We start from the raw sequence: 17,025 nt of genomic DNA on the forward strand, positions 1-17,025 counted from the left end.
GGCCCTATCGTCGCCGCCCGGCCCGCCGTCGGAAAATCCGCCCCGCCCAGGGTCGCCAGATCGCCGATCGGCGGTCAGCCCGTCGACGAGGCGGCGGCGGTGCCCTTCCAGACCGCATCGGCACCGGAATGCCCGATCCGGACCACCTCCACGACGGTCACGACGGCCAGCGCCACCACGATCAGCGACGCGGCGAGTACCAGCGCGCGCGGCCTGGCCTGCCCCGCGGACCCCGCCCCTGACGGCGCCGGTGTCGCCCAGGCGGTCGGGCGCCAGCCGTCCACCCAGAGCATCAGGAGGGCGGCCACGAACAGGCCTGCGACCCAGGGCAGCAGCTGTTCGCCGAGATCCGCGTGCCGTTCGATCAGCGGGTTGTCGGCGCCCAGCCGCTCGCGCAGCTTGTCCCCGGACGACGTCGTGACCGGAACCAGGATGAGCGCGGCTGCGGCGCCTAGCGCGGGCAGGGGCCCGAGGTTACGCCGCAGCCGTGGCCACAGCGCGCTGAGCACCAGCAGTGTCGCCACCAGTGGTATCAGCACAACCGAGGCATGAACGATCAGGGCGTGAGTGGGCAGCCCGAACACGGTAGCGGGCAACGCGGCCTCCTGGTGGAGATGCAGGGCGGGTGAGGTGACAGATCAGCCGCCGCGGCTACTGGCCACAGAGGAGATCGCATCCGACCTTGCCCACGTTGGCTGGGAATCTCCTGAGAATCTCCGGCGCCTTAGCAGGCTGCTTACTACTTACCCTTCGTCAAGCGCCGAAGTGCGCCGGCCGGCTGTGCGCCGCGCGGCAGGCCGATGCCCCGCTACGAGGTCGGATGCTCACCCGGTTCCGGGGTGGCGCGGATCGGTCCCTTGTCGAGGCGGCTGCCGGGGCGCGGCGTGGCGTCCGGGTCCGCGACGCCGGCCGACGGCGCCGGGGCCGGGGCCGAGATCTTGCCGAGCAGGCCGTTCAGCTCGCCGAGGCCGTTGCCGAGCGCGGTGGTCAGCTCGCTCGGGACGATCCACAGCTTGCTGGCCTGCCCCTGGGCGATCTCCGGGAGGGTCTGCAGGTACTTGTAGGCGAGCAGCTTCTGGTCCGCGTCGCCCGCGTGGATGGCGGCGAACACCGTCGCGATCGCCTTCGCCTCGCCGTCCGCGCGCAGGATCTGCGCCTGCTGGTCGCCCTCGGCCCGCAGGATCGCCGCCTGCTTCTCGCCCTCGGCCCGCAGGATCTCGCTCTGCCGGATGCCCTCGGCGCCGAGGATCGCCGCCCGGCGGTCCCGCTCGGCGCGCATCTGCTTCTCCATCGCCTCCTGCACGGAGCGCGGTGGCTCGATGGCCTTGATCTCGACCCGGTTGACCCGGATGCCCCACTTGCCGGTCGCCTCGTCGAGCACGCCGCGCAGCTGGGTGTTGATCTGATCCCGCGAGGTGAGCGCGGCCTCCAGGTGCAGGCCACCGATGACGTTGCGCAGCGTGGTGACGGTGAGCTGCTCGATCGCCTGGATGAAGTTGGCGATCTCGTAGGTGGCCGCGCGCGGGTCGGTGACCTGGAAGTACAGGACCGTGTCGATGCCGACGACCAGGTTGTCCTCGGTGATCACCGGCTGGGGCGGGAAGGCCACGACCTGCTCGCGCAGGTCGATGCGCTCCCGGATCCGGTCGACGAACGGCACCACCAGCGCGAGCCCCGGCACGAGGGTGCGGTTGTAACGGCCGAGCCGCTCGACGACCATCGCACGGGCCTGCGGAACGATCTTGATTGTTCGGACGACGAAGATAAGCGCGACGAACGCCAGAACGACCGCCACGATCAGTCCACCGGTCATGCCAACTCTCCTCGTGGAGCCTGCGGCCCCGGGATCTCTTCCAGGTGGACGATGGCGGTTGCCCCGTCGATGCGCAGCACCCGCACCCGGCTGCCGGCGGCGAGCACGGCGTCCTCCGGGTAGGCCCGTGCCGACCAGACCTCGCCCCTGATCTTCACCCGGCCGTCGTCACGGTCGACTCGCTCCAGGACGACACCTTCGCTGCCGACCAGCGCATCCGTGCCGGTGGCGACGAGCGGGGTGTTCATGAGATGGCGGCGGGCGATCGGGCGCAGCCCGAAGGTCAGGCCGCCCGACGCGACGACGAACGCCACGACCTGCCAGGCCGTGTCGCCGCCGAGGAGCGCCACCAGCGCGGAGACCAGCGCCGCGCAGGCCAGCATGAGCAGGTAGAGACCGCCGGTGAGCAGCTCACCGACCGCGAGCGCCCCCGCGACCACGAACCAGACAACCTCGGCCGGCACGACTCCATCGTAGGCCTGATCATGCGGTTTTCCGCCTGGCAATGTCGGCCGCCGGACAAACAGGAAATCAGTCGGTTCGGCCATCGCGAAAAACGCTCACGCGGACCCGGCGGATCAGCGCCTTTCCCCTCCACGAGCGTGCCGCCGGCCGCTCGGCTCGGCCGGCCCAGCGGGTTGGGTACCGTTGACGACAGCCTCGCGCCGCCACCCTGACGGCGCCGCCAGGGCGCTGGTGCCGCCGGGTCGGCGGTGCCGCCCGACCTCGACAAAGGAACCGTGACGACACCGTGCCCGTCATGACATCCCGGCAGCGCATCGCCTACCAGGGCGAGCCTGGAGCGAACTCCCATCTCGCCTGTCGGAACGTCTACCCGGACTTCGACGCGGTGCCGTTCCAGACGTTCGAGGAGTGCTTCGCCGCGATCGAGGACGGCACGGTGGAGCTGGCGATGATCCCGGTGGAGAACTCCACCGCGGGCCGGGTCGCGGACATCCACCACCTGCTGCCGCAGGCGAAGGCGCACATCATCGGCGAGTACTTCCTGCCGGTGCACCACCAGCTCATGGCGCTGCCCGGCGCGACGCTCGACGGGCTGAAGGCCGTGCACAGCCACCCGCAGGCGCTCGCCCAGTGCAGGGAGGCACTGCGGGGGCTCGGCCTGCGGGCGGTGCCGGACGCGGACACCGCCGGGGCCGCGCGCGAGCTCGCCCAGTCCGGCGACCTGACCAGGGCGGCGATCGCCTCCGGGATGGCCGCCGAGGTCTACGGGCTGGCGATCCTGCGCGCCGACCTGGAGGACGAGGACCACAACACCACCCGGTTCCTCATCTTCTCCGGCGAGAACCTGCGGGCCGCCGCCGGCGTGCACGAGCTGGTGACGACGTTCTTCTTCAAGGTGAAGAACCGGCCGGCCGCGCTCTACAAGGCGCTCGGTGGCTTCGCCACGAACGGCGTCAACATGACGAAGCTGGAGAGCTTCATGGTGAGCGGCCACTTCGTCGCCACCCAGTTCCTCGCCGACGTCGAGGGCAGCCCGGAGGAGCCGGCCGTCGCGCGGGCGTTCGAGGAGCTCGCCTTCTTCGCCGACTACCGCATCCTCGGCGTCTACCGCGCCAGCCGCTACCGCGAGCGCTTCACCAGCCAGGCCGCCGCCGCCCGGCCCGGGAACGGCGCCAGCTAGCGCGGCCGCGGAGCGCGCCGTCATGGCCGGCTGGCGCGTCCCGTGGAGCGCGGCGTCGTCATGAACCGCCGCACTGCCGGCACATTCCGCCTGGACCGGGCGCTAGGGTCGGGCCGGTGCGCCGCATCCTGCCCGTGCCCGAACCGAGCTCGCCGCCCCGGTCCGACCTGGCCCAGGGCGACCTGACCCAGGACGACCTGGACGCCGCCTACGCCGTGCCCGTGCTCCCTCTCGGCACCGCCCACGTCCGCGCGAACTTCGTCGCGTCGGCGGATGGCGCCGCCGAGGTGGACGGCCGTTCGGGCGGCCTCGGCGGACCGGCGGACCGGCGGGTGTTCCGCACGCTGCGCTGGCTCGCCGACGTCGTGCTCGTCGGGGCGGGCACCGCGCGGACCGAGGACTACGGCCCGGCGGTGGTGCCGCCCGAGCGGCGGGAGATCCGGGTCGCGGCCGGGCTCGCGCCCGTCCCGCCGATCGCCGTGATCAGCGGATCGCTGGAGTTCGACCCGGCGGCACGCCTGTTCGCGGCCGAGGTCCGGCCGCTGCTGCTCACCCGGGCGAGCGCGCCGGCGGAGCGGGCGGCGGCGCTGCGGGAGGTCGCCGAGGTCGTCGTCTGCGGCGACGAGCGCGTGGAGCTGGGGGTGGCGCTCGCCGAGCTGGTCGCGCGCGGCCTGCCGCGGGTACTCACGGAGGGTGGCCCGGTGCTGCACGGCCAGTTGGTCGGTGCCGGACTGCTCGACGAGCTGTGCCTGACGATCGCCCCGCTTCTCGGCGGACCGGGGCATCTTGGCATCGTCGCCGGGCTTCCCTGGCCGTCGGCGCGGACGATGACGCTGAGGCAGCTGCTCGAGGAGGATGGCGAGCTGTTCCTTCGCTACCAGCTCGCCCGCGATCAGTAACGAGCCGCTACCAACCGCCATATCCACAGGTCAGCGGCCGTCCACAGCCGACGGTCGACGCCTTCCGAGCGCGCCGCGAGCTGGCTAGCGTGCCGGCCAGTCCCGGGCGATGGGCGGGCACCGGGTGGGCGAAGGGCGGCGGACCGTGGTGGGCACCTCGATCTACCCAAGCGGCGCGGGCGGCCTCGGCGACTCCGCCGCGGCGCCCCCGCCGCCCGGCGGCCTGGTCGCCAACGAGCGGCGCGGCGCGCTGCTGGCGGCGGCCGCGGCGCTGCGCGCGGCCGACTCCGAGGTGGCCACGGCGTTCGACCAGGTCGCCGCGGTGCTCGACGGTGGCGCCTGGGAGGGCCGGGCGGCGACGGCGTGGGCCGGCGAGCTCTCCCGGGTTCGCGCCGCGGTCGCGGCGACGCTGGCCGGGGCGGCGCTGGACTGTGCGGGCGTCGCCGGGGCCGAGCCGGAGTGGGTGGCGCCGGTCGACCCGCGGGCGATCCACCCGGAGCCGGTCCCGGGGCTGCCGCTCCACGGGCGGTGATCCGCCATGCCCGGCCCCCGCGAGCGCGTCGTGCTCGACACCGCCCTCACCGGGGCGCTCATCGAGCGGCTCAAGGCCCTGCGTGACGCGCTGTGGCGGTATGCGCGGGCGGTCGCGGCGCTGCTCGCCCCGCTCGGCCGGCCCGGCGACCCGGCGGCGGCGCTGCGCCACGGCGCGGCCTGGGCCGACGGTTCGCGGCGGATGCTGACCCGCCGGCTCGCGCTGGTCCAGGCCGCGGACGAGGCGCGCGGCGCCGAGCCGCCCGGCGGCCTGGCGGGCGGCGTGGGCGGTGCGGGCGGCGTGGGCGCCCCAGGCGACGTGGGGGGCGGCGCACGGATCGCGCTGACGCTCCCGCCCGACCCGTTCGGCGGCGACGGCGATGCCGCCCGGGCCGCCGGGGCACTGCTCGGCACCGAGCTCGTCGGCGCGGCCCTTCGGCCGTTCCCGGACGTCGCGACGATCGCCCGCGCCGCCGCCCGGCTGAACGCCGCCGCGAACGACCCCGACCTGGTCGCCGGCTTCGTCGGCACGGTCGGCCCCGACCGGCTGGCAGCCGTCCTGCACCTGGCCGAAGGCGTCCACGGCGGCGGGTACGTCATCGAGGCGACGGCGCGCGGCAGCCGGGTCCACGCCAGTCACGGCGGTCCGCGCACCGTCCTGGACGCACCCGGCAGACGCCTGCCGGCCGAGACCGCGGGCGCGCTGACGGCGGCGCTCGGCGCCACGCTCGCCACGTTCAGCCGGGCCGGGGGGCTCACCGCCGGCTGGCTCGGCCGGTTCAACGCGCGCGGCGAGCCGGGCGCCGCGGAGACGACCCTGCTCGGCCCGCTGCTGCGCCATGGCCGGTTCGCCCCGGCGAGCCTGCGGCTGCTCGGTGACGCCCTCTTCGCCGGCACGGACGTCCGCGGCGGCCGCTACCGGGTCCGCTCCGCCCCACTCACCGGCCCTGGATCGGGTGGGGCCCGTGACGTCAGCCTGTTCGGCGGTGGGCCGGCGGACGCCCGGGCGGGCTATGCCGCCGCGCTGCTGCGGGCGATCGCCGCCGAGCCGGCGCTCGCGGCGCGCTTCGCCACCGACCACGTCGAGACGGTCCTGGCGGGTTCCCGGCTGGCGGCCCTGCCACCGCCGGTCCGGGCCGGCGTGCCGGAGCAGGTCGCGAGCGCCTGGGCGTACCTGGTCGGGCGCGCCGGCGGGTCCGAGGCACGCCGGGCCGACCCGGCGGGGGCCGCGACCTTCGTCGCCCGGCTGGCCTTCGCCGTCCACCAGCACCGGGCCGCCCACCTCGACCAGGCACGTCACCGGGACACGTCCTGGCCGCTACCCGCCGGCCTGCGCGTCGCGATCGGCGAGACGCTGGGCGTGTGGCGGGAGGAGATGTACAACTCTGCGACCGGCCTGCTGCCCGCCGCGGACGCCCTGCGCGACACCGCCGGCGCGGCACTGGTAACGGACTGGCCAGCCGCCCCGGCCTCCAGCCCAGCCCGGGCCTCCGGCCCAGCCCCTGCCTCCAGCCACGCCGCGAGTTCCGGCGCGGCGGGCGGGGCGGCCCCGGGCGAGGGCGGGGCAAGCGCGGGTGGAGCGAGCGCGGGCGGACCCTGGTCGACGCACCTGGCGGGTCCGGCCGACGGGGCGCGGATCCCGGCCGAGCTGTGGGCCGACCTGCTCGGCGAGGCGCTGGCCGCCGGCGGGCCGCCCGCCCGCGCGCTCGCGACCGACGCGGCGCTCGTCGCGCGGCAGTGGGAGCAGGCCCAGTGGGCGGCGACCCGCGGCTACCGGAGCGACGGCCGCACGGCCTACCCGGCGAGCCCGCGCACGCTCGGGCAGCTGCGCCAGTCGGCGCTGTTCGCCTTCTTCAACGCGACGCTCGCGCGCACCGCCGACCAGCTCACGCTGCGCGCCGAGCTCGGCGCGCAGGACGAGGCCAGGGCGACCGCAAAGCTGATCGACGAGCTCGCCGCGATCGCCCGCGCGGTGAAACCGACGGACCCGGTCGGCACGCTCTCGGGCCTCGCGGTGAGCGTGCCGGTGGCCGCCGCGTCGGCCGACCTCAAACCGTTCGGCCCCGCCGTCCTGTCGCCGGACGCGCTGGCCGCGATCGACTCGGCCCGGGCCGCCGCGGCGGCGCTGCCCGGCTGGCAGGCGGCCTACGTGGCCTCGGCGACCGAGGTCTGGCTGCGCCGCGCCGACGACCCGATCATCCCCGTCGAGGTCACCGACGCCGCCGGCCGCCGCCGCCGATTCACCGGCGACCCGCGCGGGGACGGCTTCATCACCGGCCCGCTCGACGACTTCCTCGACGCCGCCGACCGCCCCCTCGCCCCGGAGCGGATGTCCCCCGCCGGCCGCGCCGCCTACCTGCGCTGGCTCGCCAGCCCCGCCCTGGTGGCCAACAACGACCGCGTCCCCGTCCTCGTCTCCGTCCTCCCCCACCCCACCGGCTGAGCCCCCCTCGGCAGTTGATCTTCGAGGCAGCTGATATTGGGGCCGCGACCGCACTTTCCGGCCCAGTTCCAGCTGCCTCGACGCGCCGGCCCACCCCGGCCCACGCCGACCGAGTACTACTGGCGGCTAGCGCAGGATCTGGCTCAGGTCGTAGCGCACCGTCTCGTCGAGCTGGGAGTAGGTGCAGCTGTCCGGGTCGCGGTCCGGGCGGAAGCGGACGAACTGGGCGGTGTGCCGGAACCGAGGCCCCTCCAGCTGGTCGTAGCGAACCTCGACGACCAGCTCGGGGCGCAGCGGCACGAACGAGAGGTCCTTGCCCTTGCCCCACCGGCTCTCCCCCGCCTCCCACGGCGTGCGGGTGTCCCCCATCCGCTCCGGCGCCCACGGATGCCCGGCCAGGTCCGTGACCARCGGCGCGAGCTCCTCGGCGAGCGACCGGCGCCGCTCCCGCGTGAACGCCGACGCCACCCCGACCGCGGCGAGCGTCGTCCCCCCGTCGGGCGTGTCCGTGTAGAGGCCGAGCAGGAGCGACCCGACGGCGGTCGGCTCGGCCGCGTACGGCCGGTAGCCGGCGACGACACAGTCCGCCGTCCGGTCGTGCTTGACCTTGAACATGACCCGCTTGTCCTGCTGGTAGGGCGCGTCCAGCGGCTTGGCGATCAGCCCGTCCAGCCCCGCGCCCTCGAACGTCTCGAACCAGCGGCCCGCCTCGTCGGCATCGGTCGTGGTGGGCGTGACATGGACGGACCCGACAGTGGCCGCCGTGGCGCCGACGGCGTCGGCGAGCAGCCGGCGCCGCTCGGCGAACGGCGTGTCCAGCAGCGAGGCGTCCCCGAGGGCCAGCAGGTCGAAGGCGACGAACGAGGCCGGCGTCTCGGCCGCGAGGAGCCTGATCCGGCTGGCCGCCGGATGCACCCGCTGCCCGAGCGCCGCCCAGTCCAGCCGGTCCCCCACCGGCACGACGATCTCCCCGTCGAGCACGCACCGCTCCGGCAGCCCGGCCAGGAACGCCTCGACCAGCTCCGGGAAGTACCTCCTGATCGACTTCGTGTTCCGCGACCCGATCTCGATCTCGTCCCCGTCCCGGAACACGATCGACCGAAACCCGTCCCACTTCGGCTCATAGCTCATCCCGGCCGGGATCTTCGCCACAGGCTTGGCCAGCATCGGCTTCACGGGAGGCAGCACAGGAAGGTCCACCCACCCATGGTCGCGCACACCGGAACGCGGACAGCCACCACGGCCACCCTGCGGCCGCTCTCCTGCCAGAGGCTCGCGGCTCACTCGGCCCAGCGCGGCCCCTGGCCGGTGCCGTTTCCGTGTGGATCAGGCCGATGGTTCGCCGACGCGACCCGGTAGGCGGCGGCTGAGGGCGAGCATCGCCAGCGCCGCCGCGGTCAGGAGGGCGAACAGCCAGGTGACCCAGTCGTCACCCGCCCTGGCCTGCAAGAGGCCGAGCACGGTGATGCCGAGCGACGCCGACAGTTGCACTGACATGAACAGCGCGGTCGTCCCCTGCGGCTGTTCGGCGGGCGGCAGGGTGCGAAAGACGCTGGCGAACGTCGGGGACGCCGTCGCGCCGAAGCCCAGCCCGATGGCGACGAACAGGACGAACACGGCCGCGAGCGGCAGCCGGTCGTGGGTGAGCGCGAAGGTGAGCAGCCCGGCGGCGGTGACCACACTTCCCGCCCGGACCAGCGGGCGTGGCCCCGTCCGGTCGCTCATCCGGCCGCCCCAGGACATCGAGACGAACAGCCCGAGCCCCAGCGCGCACACCAGCAGGCCCTGGCCGATGCCGTGCAGGTGGTGACGCTCGGCCCCGAAGATCGGCAGCGCCGACTGCTGCCCGTACATGAGCAGCCCGACGCAGCTCATCACCGCGAGGCTGGCGCCGAACCCGGGCCGGCGCAACAGGCGCAGGTCGAAGGCCGGCGTGGTCGTCGCCGTCAGGGCGTGCCGGGCGTAGCCGGCGAGCAGCGCGACCCCCGCGGCGGCGGCCAGGGCGACGACCAGACCGGCGCCGGCCTGGCCCGCCCTGGTCAGCGCGAGCAGGACCGCAACGTAGCCAGTGGTCAGCAGCACGAGTCCACGCACGTCGGCCGTCGGCACGGCGCCGCCAGCCTCGGTACCGCCAGCCTCGGTACCGCCGGCCTCGGCGTCCTGATCCGGCGCCGCGCGGGCCGGGCGATCGGCCGGGATGTACACGAGCGCGACGACGAGCAGGCCCAGGCACAGCGGGATGTTCACCACGAAGATCCACTGCCAGTGCCCGGTCGTGAGGAGCAGGCCACCCACGACTGGTCCGACCGCCGGCGCGACGTTGATGATCATAGAGATCGTGCCGAGCACCCGGCCGACCCGGTCCTGGCCGGCGAGCCGGGCCGCGAGCAGGAGYGCCGTCGGCTCGAGCAGGCCGCCACCGAGGCCCTGCACCACCCGGAAGGCGATCAGCGCCTCGGCCGACCAGGCGAGGGACGCGAGCGCCGAGCCGAGCCCGAACAGCCCAAGACCAGTGAGGAACACCGCCCGCCCGCCGAACCTGGCGGTGAGCCAGCCGAGCAGCGGGAGCATCGTGGCGGCCGCGAGCAGGTAGCCGACGGTCGTCCAGACCACCGTGGTGAGCGGGGCGTCGAAGTCGGCGGCGAGCGTGCGCAGCGCGACCGAGACCACGGTTCCGTCGAGCACCGCGACCAGCGCGGCGAGCCCCAGCGCCACCAGGGCACCCGTCGGCGCCCCGGCCCGTTCCGCCGGTCGCCGGTCGTCGTTCTGGGCGTCGGGCGTGGCCGGGCCTGGGACGGCGGACGCCCGCGCGTTGGTCGTCGTGTCGTCGGCGCTCTCCGCACTTACTGCCATGGCACGAAAGTAAACCAAACCGTTTAGTGCAGCAACCTGCGGAGCGCGTCAACATCGCGTTACACTCGTGCCGTGGAGGCAGTGGCGGACGCAGGGCGCGCGGACGCAGGTCGCGCGGACACGCGGCGGGTGGCCCGGCGGGACAAGCGACGGGTGATCCTGGACGCGGCCGCGCCGATCTTCGGCGACGAGGGCTACGAGCGAGCGAGCATCGACGCGATCGCCACGTCGGCAGGCGTCTCCAAGCCCACGATCTACAGCTACTTCGGCGGCAAGGAGCAGCTGTTCCGCGAGTCGGTCGCCGACTCGGCCATCCAGCAGAACGCCCAGGTCCTGGAAGTGATCCAGCGGCTGGACTTCTCGGAGCAGGGGTGGCTCGCGAGCCTGCGCGACCTGGGCATGCGGCTCGTCGAGTGCCAGCGCACCCCGTGCGCCGTCTTCCTCGCCCGCATGATCGCTTCAGAGACGGCGCGTGACCCTGAGGTCTACCGGGTGGTGCGGGTCAAGGCGGCGGCCCCGATCCTGGAGGCGCTGGCCGGCCGGCTCGCGATGCTCGGCAACGCCGGTCACCTCACCGTGCCCGACCCGACGCTCGCCGCCCGCCAGTTCCTCGCCCTGATCGGCGCCGAGATCTCCGACCTCACCGAGCAGGGCACCCGGCCTGTCCCCGACGACCGCGTCCGCGCCGCCGTCGACGCCGGCGTCGACACCTTCCTGCGCGCCCATACCCACTCGCCCAGGTAACCCAGCGGGAAGGACCACCGCCCGCGGCGGGGACGAGCGTCAGGAGACGGTGGGTGCCGTGAACTGCAGGTCGAGCTCCACCTTCACCTTGTCCGAGAGGGCGAACTGGTCGACGCCGATCGGCATGTTGAAGTCGATGCCGAACTCGCTGCGCAGGATCACCGTGCTTGCCGCGAAGCCCGCGCGGAAGCTGCCGTCCATGGGGTGCGTCGCGCTGCCGAAGTACTCGACGGTCAGCGCCACCGGCCGGGTCACGCCGTTGATCGTCAGGTCACCGGCCGCCTCGTAGCCGTCCGGCCCCTCGACCACCGAGGTGGAGACGAAGGTGACGCGCGGCTGGCCTACCGCGTTGAGGTATTCGGCGGCGTGCAGGTGGGTGTCGCGCATCGGGAACGCGGTGTTGATCGACGCCATCTCGATCGACGCGGTGACGGACACCGAGTCCAACGTCTCACCGACGGTCAGTGTCGCGTCGAACTCGTCGAACCGGCCGCGGAAGTTGCTGACGCCGAGGTAGCGGACCTGGAAGGTGACGCTGGAGGACTTCGGATCCAACGCCCAGGAGCCGGCCGCGAGCGGGAGCGAGTCGACGCCGGGCCCGGCGGTCGAGGGAGCGGTCATTCAACGGCCTCCGTGCGGTGAGGGACGACGAGATGGGTCACCAGACCGCGCGGGACGACCAGTCGGTGCACCGGAGAGTGTGCGACCAATCCCCCGCAGGTCGCAGGCCGATGCTAGCCGGTCAGAGGCTGCCGCTCAGGCCAAACCACATTCTCGTATACGTTCTCGTATACAGAGCACTTCGGGCTGCTGCCGCCGATGGCACGAATGGGTGGTTTCCCTCGCCACGGGCGGTCTTCCGGCGCTTTCCTGGGCGGCTTTCGCCCGCGGCGCGAGGCAGTTCGCCGCCACGCCGCCACGCCGCGAGCCTCCCGGTCGGTCAGCCAGCCGTGAACTCCCCGATCGCCGCAAGGACCGCCTCGGCGAGGTCGGGACGGCAGATGAGCAGGTCGGGCAGGAGCGGGTCGGGCTGGTTGTAGCGCAGCGGCGAGCCGTCGATGCGGGTGGCGTGCAGGCCGGCGGCCAGCGCCACCGCGACCGGGGCCGCCGAATCCCACTCGTACTGGCCGCCGGCGTGCAGGTAGACGTCCGCCTCGCCACGGATCACCGCGGCCGCCTTGGCGCCGGCCGAGCCCATCGGGACGACGACGCCACCGATCCGCTCGGCGACGCCGGTGACCAGTTTGGGAGCGCGGGTCCGGCTCGCGACCAGGCGCGGCGGCCCCGCCGCCGCCGCTGCCGGTGGGGTGATGGTCGCGGTCGACAGGGTCACCCCGAGGGCGGGAAGCGCGACGGCGCCGACGGCGAGGGCGCCGCCCTGCCAGAGGGCGACGTGGACGGCCCAGTCGGTGCGGCCTGTCTCGGAGAACTCCCGGGTGCCGTCGAGCGGGTCGATGATCCATACTCGGTCGGCGGCGAGCCGGGCCCGGTCGTCGACGGCCTCCTCCGACAGCACCGCGTCGGCCGGCCGGTGGTGCGCGAGCGCGGCGGCGAGCAGTTTCTGCGAGCCGGCGTCGCCGGCGTCGCGCAGCGCCGCGCTGTCCGTGAAGCCCACCTCGTCGCGGATCTCGAGCAGCCGGTGGCCCGCGTCGGTGGCGAGCCGGCTCGCGAGCGCGGCGTCGGTCGGCGCGGAGTCGGTTGGCTCTATGGTGCCGTCGATGCTCATCAGCCCCACATTCTATGGCAGACATCTGCCATCAATCATCTGTTTCGCGACCCGCGGAAGCGGCCGCGGACGGACCGGCAAGCCTGCCCACGGACGGCGTTCGTCGATTCTGTACCGACCATCCGGCTCGGCGAACGCGACCGGTGCCAGGCGCGGCAGGCACTACAGCCCGACGGCCGACACCCGACGGGCGCGGTCATGCTCCGTAATGTCTCCGTAACCGCTACGGTCGCGGGGTGTCCGCCACCACTCGTACTCCCGACGGATCGCCGGGCATTCCGTCAGGTCCCCTGAGGCTGGTCGGCCCGGACCGCGCCGCCGAGCTGACGGCCGCGTCCAGGGACTGGCCCTCGCTCACGCTCACCCTCGCCCAGCTCGCCGATCTGGAGCTGCTGCTGCTGGGCACGTTCGGCCCGGTGCCCGGATACGCGGAGGAGACGCTGCGCGACGGCCTGCGAATGCCGGTGCTCGTCGTTTCGGCCGAGACTGCCGCCGGTGTCGCCCCGGGTGACTCCGTGGCGCTGCGCGACCCCGAGGGGGTGATGATCGCCGCGCTGCGGGTGGGGCTGGTCCGCCAGGCCGGCGCGACCGCCCAGCCAGGTGCCGTCGCCGGTGGATCACCCGGCGCGACCAGGCCGCCCGGTGCGCCAGGCGAGGAGGCCGAGGTCGTGGAGCCGGGTCAGGTACGGCTGGCGGGCCGGATCGAGGGACTGCGGCTGCCACGCCATCCCGACTACCCGGGGTTGCGACCGCGGCCCGACGAGCTGCGCGCGCTGCTGCGCGAGCGCGACTGGTTCCAGCCGGGGGGCCGGCCACCCTGGGCGGTCTGGGCCGACGGTCTGCTGCACACGGCCGACATCGCCCGCATCCGGGCGCTGACCCGGCAGGGCAAGCGATGCGTGGTCCTCGCGCCGATGGGCGGGGCCGACCCGGCCGACCCGCGTCACCACCTGCGGGTCCGCGCTCTGCGCGCGGCGCTCGACGCGCTCGACGCGCCGATCCGCCCGACGGAGGCGACACTCGCCGGCGAGGCGATCGCCGCCGAGGCCACCCGCGCCTCGGCGGCCGTGCGGTCCTACCCACCGAGCCCCGCCGCGCCACCCACCGGCACCGAGGCGGTGGGTGGCCAGGCCGCGCGTGCCCCCGACGCTCAGCCGGCGAAGGCGCTGCTGGTACTGGTGCCGGTCGCGCCCAGCGCGGTGCTCGCCGCGCCCCGGGAGCCCGGGATCACGGCCACCTCCCCGTTCGGCGCGCCTACCGGCGCCGACCCCGGCGAACCCGACCGGCTGGCCGAGCTGTCGACCCTGCGCGCCCACGTCGCCGAGTTCTACGGTCTTGGCGGCAGCATCACCGGGCCGGCGCTGGGGGCGCCGGGGCGCGAGGAGCTCGGCGCGCTGCTCGCCGCCGGCAGGCCGATCCCGGCGGAGCTCACCCCGCCTGGCGTGGCCGCCCAGCTCGCGCGCGCCTACCCCCCACGGCACGCCCGCGGCCTCACCGTCCTGTTCACCGGGTTGTCCGGATCGGGGAAGTCGACGCTCGCGGGCCTGCTGGCGGTCCGGCTGCTCGAGCGCGGCGACCGGCACGTCACCCTGCTCGACGGCGACGTGGTGCGTGCCTACCTGTCCGAGGGGCTCGGCTTCTCCCGCGCCGACCGGGAGGCGGGCATGACCCGGATCGGCTTCGTCGCCGCCGAGGTCGCGGCCGCCGGCGGCATCGCCATCTGCGCGCCGATCGCACCTCATGCGGCGCCGCGCGCGCGGGTTCGTGAGCTGGTCGCGGGCAGCGGCGCCGGGTTCGTGCTTGTCCACGTCTCCAMGCCGCTGGACGTCTGCGAGGACCGCGACCGCGAGGGCCTCTACGCCAAGGCGCGCGCCGGGGTGATCCCCGAGTTCCCCGGCATCTCCGACCCGTATGAGGAACCGGCCGACGCCGAGGTCACCGTCGACACCGCGCGGGTCACCCCCGACGCCGCCGTCGACTCCGTGCTCACCCATCTGCGCGCCGAAGGCTGGCTCCTGGCCTGACCCGACCTGCCCTTGACCCGACCTGCCCTGGCCCGGCCGCCCGAACGTCGTCCGGGCCGGCGGCGCGTGCCGCCGACCCGGACGACGTGGATCAGGCGATCGKGATCAGGCCAGGTCGAAGCGGCCGAGGTTCATGACCTTGGTCCAGGCGGCGACGAAGTCGTCCACGAACTTCTGCTTCGCGTCGTCGCTGCCGTAGACCTCCGCGACCGCCCTCAGCTCGGAGTTCGAGCCGAAGACCAGGTCGACGCGGCTCCCGGTCCACCTGACCTCGCCGGTGGCGTCGTCGCGGCCCTCGAACGTGTTCGCGTCCTCGGACGTGGGCGTCCACGTGACGCCCAAATCGAGCAGGTTGACGAAGAAGTCGTTCGTCAGCGCCCCCGGGGTTGTGGTGAACGCGCCGAGCGGCGACTGCTGGTAGTTCGCGCCGAGGACCCGCAGGCCACCGACGAGGACGGTCATCTCCGGGGCGGAGAGGGTCAGCAGGTTCGCCCGGTCGACCAGCAGGAACTCGGCCGGCAGCCGCTGGGCCTTCCCGAGGTAGTTGCGGAACCCGTCCGCCTTCGGCTCGAGCGGCGCGAACGACTCGACGTCGGTCTGCTCCTGCGAGGCGTCGGTGCGGCCCGGCGTGAACGGGACCTCGACGTCGTGGCCGGCGTTCCTCGCCGCCTGCTCGACGCCGACGCCACCGGCGAGCACGATCAGGTCGGCGAGCGAGACCTGCCGGCCACCGGCCACGTTGAAGGTCTCCTGGATCCCGGTCAGGGCCCGCAGGACGACCGCGAGCTGGTCGGGCTCGTTGACCTCCCAACCGATCTGCGGCTCCAGGCGGAGGCGGGCGCCGTTGGCGCCGCCGCGCTTGTCGCCGCCCCGGTAGGTCGAGGCCGACGCCCAGGCGGTGGAGACCAGCTGGGAGACCGTCAGGCCGGACGCGAGGATCTGGCCCTTGAGGGTGGCCACATCCGTGGCGTCGACGAGCTCACCCGCGACCGGCGGGACCGGGTCCTGCCAGATCAGCACCTCGGCCGGGACCTCCGGGCCGAGATAACGCTCGACCGGCCCCATGTCACGGTGCGTCAGCTTGTACCAGGCCCGCGCGAACGCGTCGGCGAACGCGGCCGGGTCGTCCCTGAAGCGCCGCGAGATCGGCTCGTAGACCGGGTCGAAGCGCAGCGCGAGGTCGGTCGTCAGCATCGTCGGCGCGTGCGTCGTCGCCGGGTCGTGCGCGTCCGGGACGGTGCCGGCCCCGGCGCCGTCCTTCGGCCGCCACTGGTTGGCGCCCGCCGGGCTCTGGAACAGCTCCCAGTCGTACCCGAAGAGGATCTCGAAGAAGCTGTTGTCCCATGTCGTCGGCGTGTTCGTCCAGATGCCCTCGAGGCCGCTGGTGATCGCGTCGCCGCCCTTGCCGGTGCCGTAGGAGCTCTTCCAGCCGAGGCCCTGCTGCTCGATCGGGGCGCCCTCGGGCTCGGGGCCGACACTCTCCGCCGGGCCGGCACCGTGCGTCTTGCCGAAGGTGTGGCCGCCGGCGATCAGGGCGACCGTCTCCTCGTCGTTCATCGCCATCCGGCGGAACGTCTCGCGAATGTCACGGGCCGAGGCGAGCGGGTCCGGGTTGCCGTTCGGGCCCTCGGGGTTGACGTAGATGAGGCCCATCTGGACCGCGCCCAGGGGCTCCTCGAGCTCCCGGTCACCGGTGTAGCGCTCGTCGCCGAGCCAGGTCGACTCGGGACCCCAGTAGACGTCCTCGTCCGGCTCCCAGACGTCCGGGCGGCCGCCGGCGAAGCCGAAGGTCTGGAAGCCCATCGACTCCAGGGCGACGTTTCCCGCGAGGACCATCAGGTCGGCCCAGGAGATCTTCTGCCCGTACTTCTTCTTGACCGGCCACAGCAGGCGGCGGGCCTTGTCGAGGTTGCCGTTGTCCGGCCAGCTGTTCAGCGGCGCGAACCGCTGCTGGCCGCTGCCGGCGCCCCCACGGCCGTCGTCGATGCGGTAGGTCCCCGCGGAGTGCCACGCCATCCGGATCATGAACGGGCCGTAGTGCCCGAAGTCGGCCGGCCACCAGTCCTGCGAGGTCGTCAGCACCTCGGCGATGTCGCTCTTCACGGCGGCGAGGTCGAGGGACGTGAACGCCGCCGCGTAGTCGAACCGCTCGCCGAGGGGGTTGGCCACGGCGGGGTTCTTGGCAAGGAGGTGCAGGTTGAGCTGGTTCGGCCACCAGCCACGGTTCCCGCCGCCCTGGGTGGGGTGCGGGGCACGCGGGTGCTCGACCGGGCACCCCACGCTGTTCGCTTCGTTGACGTTGGGCGCGGTTTCGCGGGTCTCGGACATGGGATTCCTCCCGAGCCTA

General features: G+C 74.0%; 14 protein-coding genes. 6 read left to right on the forward strand and 8 right to left on the reverse strand.

All coding sequences use genetic code 11. The features are described 5' to 3' along the window. Window positions 1–74 precede the first annotated feature (74 nt). From BCD49_RS05920 to BCD49_RS05930, 3 genes are all read right to left on the reverse strand, one after another. Entirely contained in the window at window positions 75–596 is a 522-nt protein-coding gene (locus BCD49_RS05920; RefSeq protein WP_007519540.1) for a DUF2231 domain-containing protein, read from the reverse strand. Window positions 597–808: 212 nt separating this feature from the next. Continuing rightward, window positions 809–1,813, reverse strand: a complete 1,005-nt coding sequence (locus BCD49_RS05925; protein WP_007519542.1) for an SPFH domain-containing protein — start codon at window positions 1,811–1,813, stop codon at window positions 809–811. Continuing rightward, a complete protein-coding gene (locus BCD49_RS05930) occupies window positions 1,810–2,277 on the reverse strand; it encodes an NfeD family protein (RefSeq protein WP_027140989.1) in 468 nt (155 codons plus the stop codon). The genes BCD49_RS05925 and BCD49_RS05930 overlap by 4 nt, the downstream gene beginning before the upstream one ends. Window positions 2,278–2,573: 296 nt before the next feature. Between BCD49_RS05930 and BCD49_RS05935 the strand changes: the two genes are divergently transcribed. From BCD49_RS05935 to BCD49_RS05950, 4 genes are all read left to right on the forward strand, one after another. Then, window positions 2,574–3,458 (forward strand): prephenate dehydratase, encoded by an 885-nt coding sequence (locus BCD49_RS05935; protein WP_007519546.1) that lies wholly within the window; start codon window positions 2,574–2,576, stop codon window positions 3,456–3,458. 116 nt (window positions 3,459–3,574) lie between these two features. Next, window positions 3,575–4,357: a pyrimidine reductase family protein gene (locus BCD49_RS05940; protein WP_007519547.1), complete on the forward strand. Its 783-nt coding sequence runs from the start codon at window positions 3,575–3,577 to the stop codon at window positions 4,355–4,357. A 145-nt stretch (window positions 4,358–4,502) separates the two neighbouring features. Then, on the forward strand, window positions 4,503–4,889 hold the full coding sequence (locus tag BCD49_RS05945; protein WP_131803378.1) for a hypothetical protein: 387 nt from the start codon (window positions 4,503–4,505) through the stop codon (window positions 4,887–4,889). A gap of 6 nt (window positions 4,890–4,895) precedes the next feature. Next, on the forward strand, window positions 4,896–7,331 hold the full coding sequence (locus BCD49_RS05950) for a hypothetical protein (RefSeq protein WP_071041249.1): 2,436 nt from the start codon (window positions 4,896–4,898) through the stop codon (window positions 7,329–7,331). A gap of 126 nt (window positions 7,332–7,457) precedes the next feature. Here the strand turns inward: BCD49_RS05950 and BCD49_RS05955 are convergent, their stop codons facing one another. Together BCD49_RS05955 and BCD49_RS05960 are read right to left on the reverse strand one after the other, a co-directional pair. Next, complete coding sequence (locus BCD49_RS05955; protein ID WP_027140990.1) at window positions 7,458–8,531, reverse strand: ATP-dependent DNA ligase; 1,074 nt, start codon at window positions 8,529–8,531, stop codon at window positions 7,458–7,460. Between the two features lie 126 nt (window positions 8,532–8,657). Beyond that, a complete protein-coding gene (locus tag BCD49_RS05960) occupies window positions 8,658–10,184 on the reverse strand; it encodes an MFS transporter (protein ID WP_007519281.1) in 1,527 nt (508 codons plus the stop codon). Between the two features lie 153 nt (window positions 10,185–10,337). Here BCD49_RS05960 and BCD49_RS05965 point away from each other — a divergent pair, with 153 nt between their 5' ends. Further along, window positions 10,338–10,928: a TetR/AcrR family transcriptional regulator gene (locus BCD49_RS05965; RefSeq protein WP_241832265.1), complete on the forward strand. Its 591-nt coding sequence runs from the start codon at window positions 10,338–10,340 to the stop codon at window positions 10,926–10,928. Between the two features lie 39 nt (window positions 10,929–10,967). On the opposite strand, the gene BCD49_RS05970 is transcribed toward BCD49_RS05965, so the two are convergent. Further along, window positions 10,968–11,549: a YceI family protein gene (locus BCD49_RS05970; protein ID WP_007519278.1), complete on the reverse strand. Its 582-nt coding sequence runs from the start codon at window positions 11,547–11,549 to the stop codon at window positions 10,968–10,970. 319 nt (window positions 11,550–11,868) lie between these two features. After that, the gene (locus BCD49_RS05975; RefSeq protein ID WP_007519276.1) at window positions 11,869–12,654 is read right to left on the reverse strand and encodes a 3'(2'),5'-bisphosphate nucleotidase CysQ; all 786 of its coding nucleotides are present in this window, start codon (window positions 12,652–12,654) and stop codon (window positions 11,869–11,871) included. A gap of 236 nt (window positions 12,655–12,890) precedes the next feature. Between BCD49_RS05975 and cysC the strand changes: the two genes are divergently transcribed. After that, window positions 12,891–14,678 (forward strand): adenylyl-sulfate kinase, encoded by a 1,788-nt coding sequence (cysC, locus tag BCD49_RS05980; RefSeq protein WP_071041250.1) that lies wholly within the window; start codon window positions 12,891–12,893, stop codon window positions 14,676–14,678. 105 nt (window positions 14,679–14,783) lie between these two features. Here cysC and katG read toward each other — a convergent pair whose 3' ends face one another. Then, window positions 14,784–17,006: a catalase/peroxidase HPI gene (katG, locus tag BCD49_RS05985; RefSeq protein ID WP_007519274.1), complete on the reverse strand. Its 2,223-nt coding sequence runs from the start codon at window positions 17,004–17,006 to the stop codon at window positions 14,784–14,786. Between the last annotated feature and the right edge of the window lie 19 nt (window positions 17,007–17,025).

Source organism: Pseudofrankia sp. EUN1h (assembly GCF_001854645.1).
Classification (GTDB): domain Bacteria; phylum Actinomycetota; class Actinomycetes; order Frankiales; family Frankiaceae; genus Pseudofrankia; species Pseudofrankia saprophytica.

Bases quoted from the DNA above. Each gene is read 5' to 3' on its own strand.
- BCD49_RS05925 (WP_007519542.1), bottom strand. From the start codon at position 1,813: ATGACCGGTGGACTGATCGTGGCGGTCGTTCTGGCGTTCGTCGCGCTT.
- BCD49_RS05970 (WP_007519278.1), bottom strand. From the start codon at position 11,549: ATGACCGCTCCCTCGACCGCCGGGCCCGGCGTCGACTCGCTCCCGCTC.
- BCD49_RS05975 (WP_007519276.1), bottom strand. From the start codon at position 12,654: ATGAGCATCGACGGCACCATAGAGCCAACCGACTCCGCGCCGACCGAC.
- BCD49_RS05950 (WP_071041249.1), top strand. From the start codon at position 4,896: ATGCCCGGCCCCCGCGAGCGCGTCGTGCTCGACACCGCCCTCACCGGG.
- katG (WP_007519274.1), bottom strand. From the start codon at position 17,006: ATGTCCGAGACCCGCGAAACCGCGCCCAACGTCAACGAAGCGAACAGC.
- BCD49_RS05935 (WP_007519546.1), top strand. From the start codon at position 2,574: ATGACATCCCGGCAGCGCATCGCCTACCAGGGCGAGCCTGGAGCGAAC.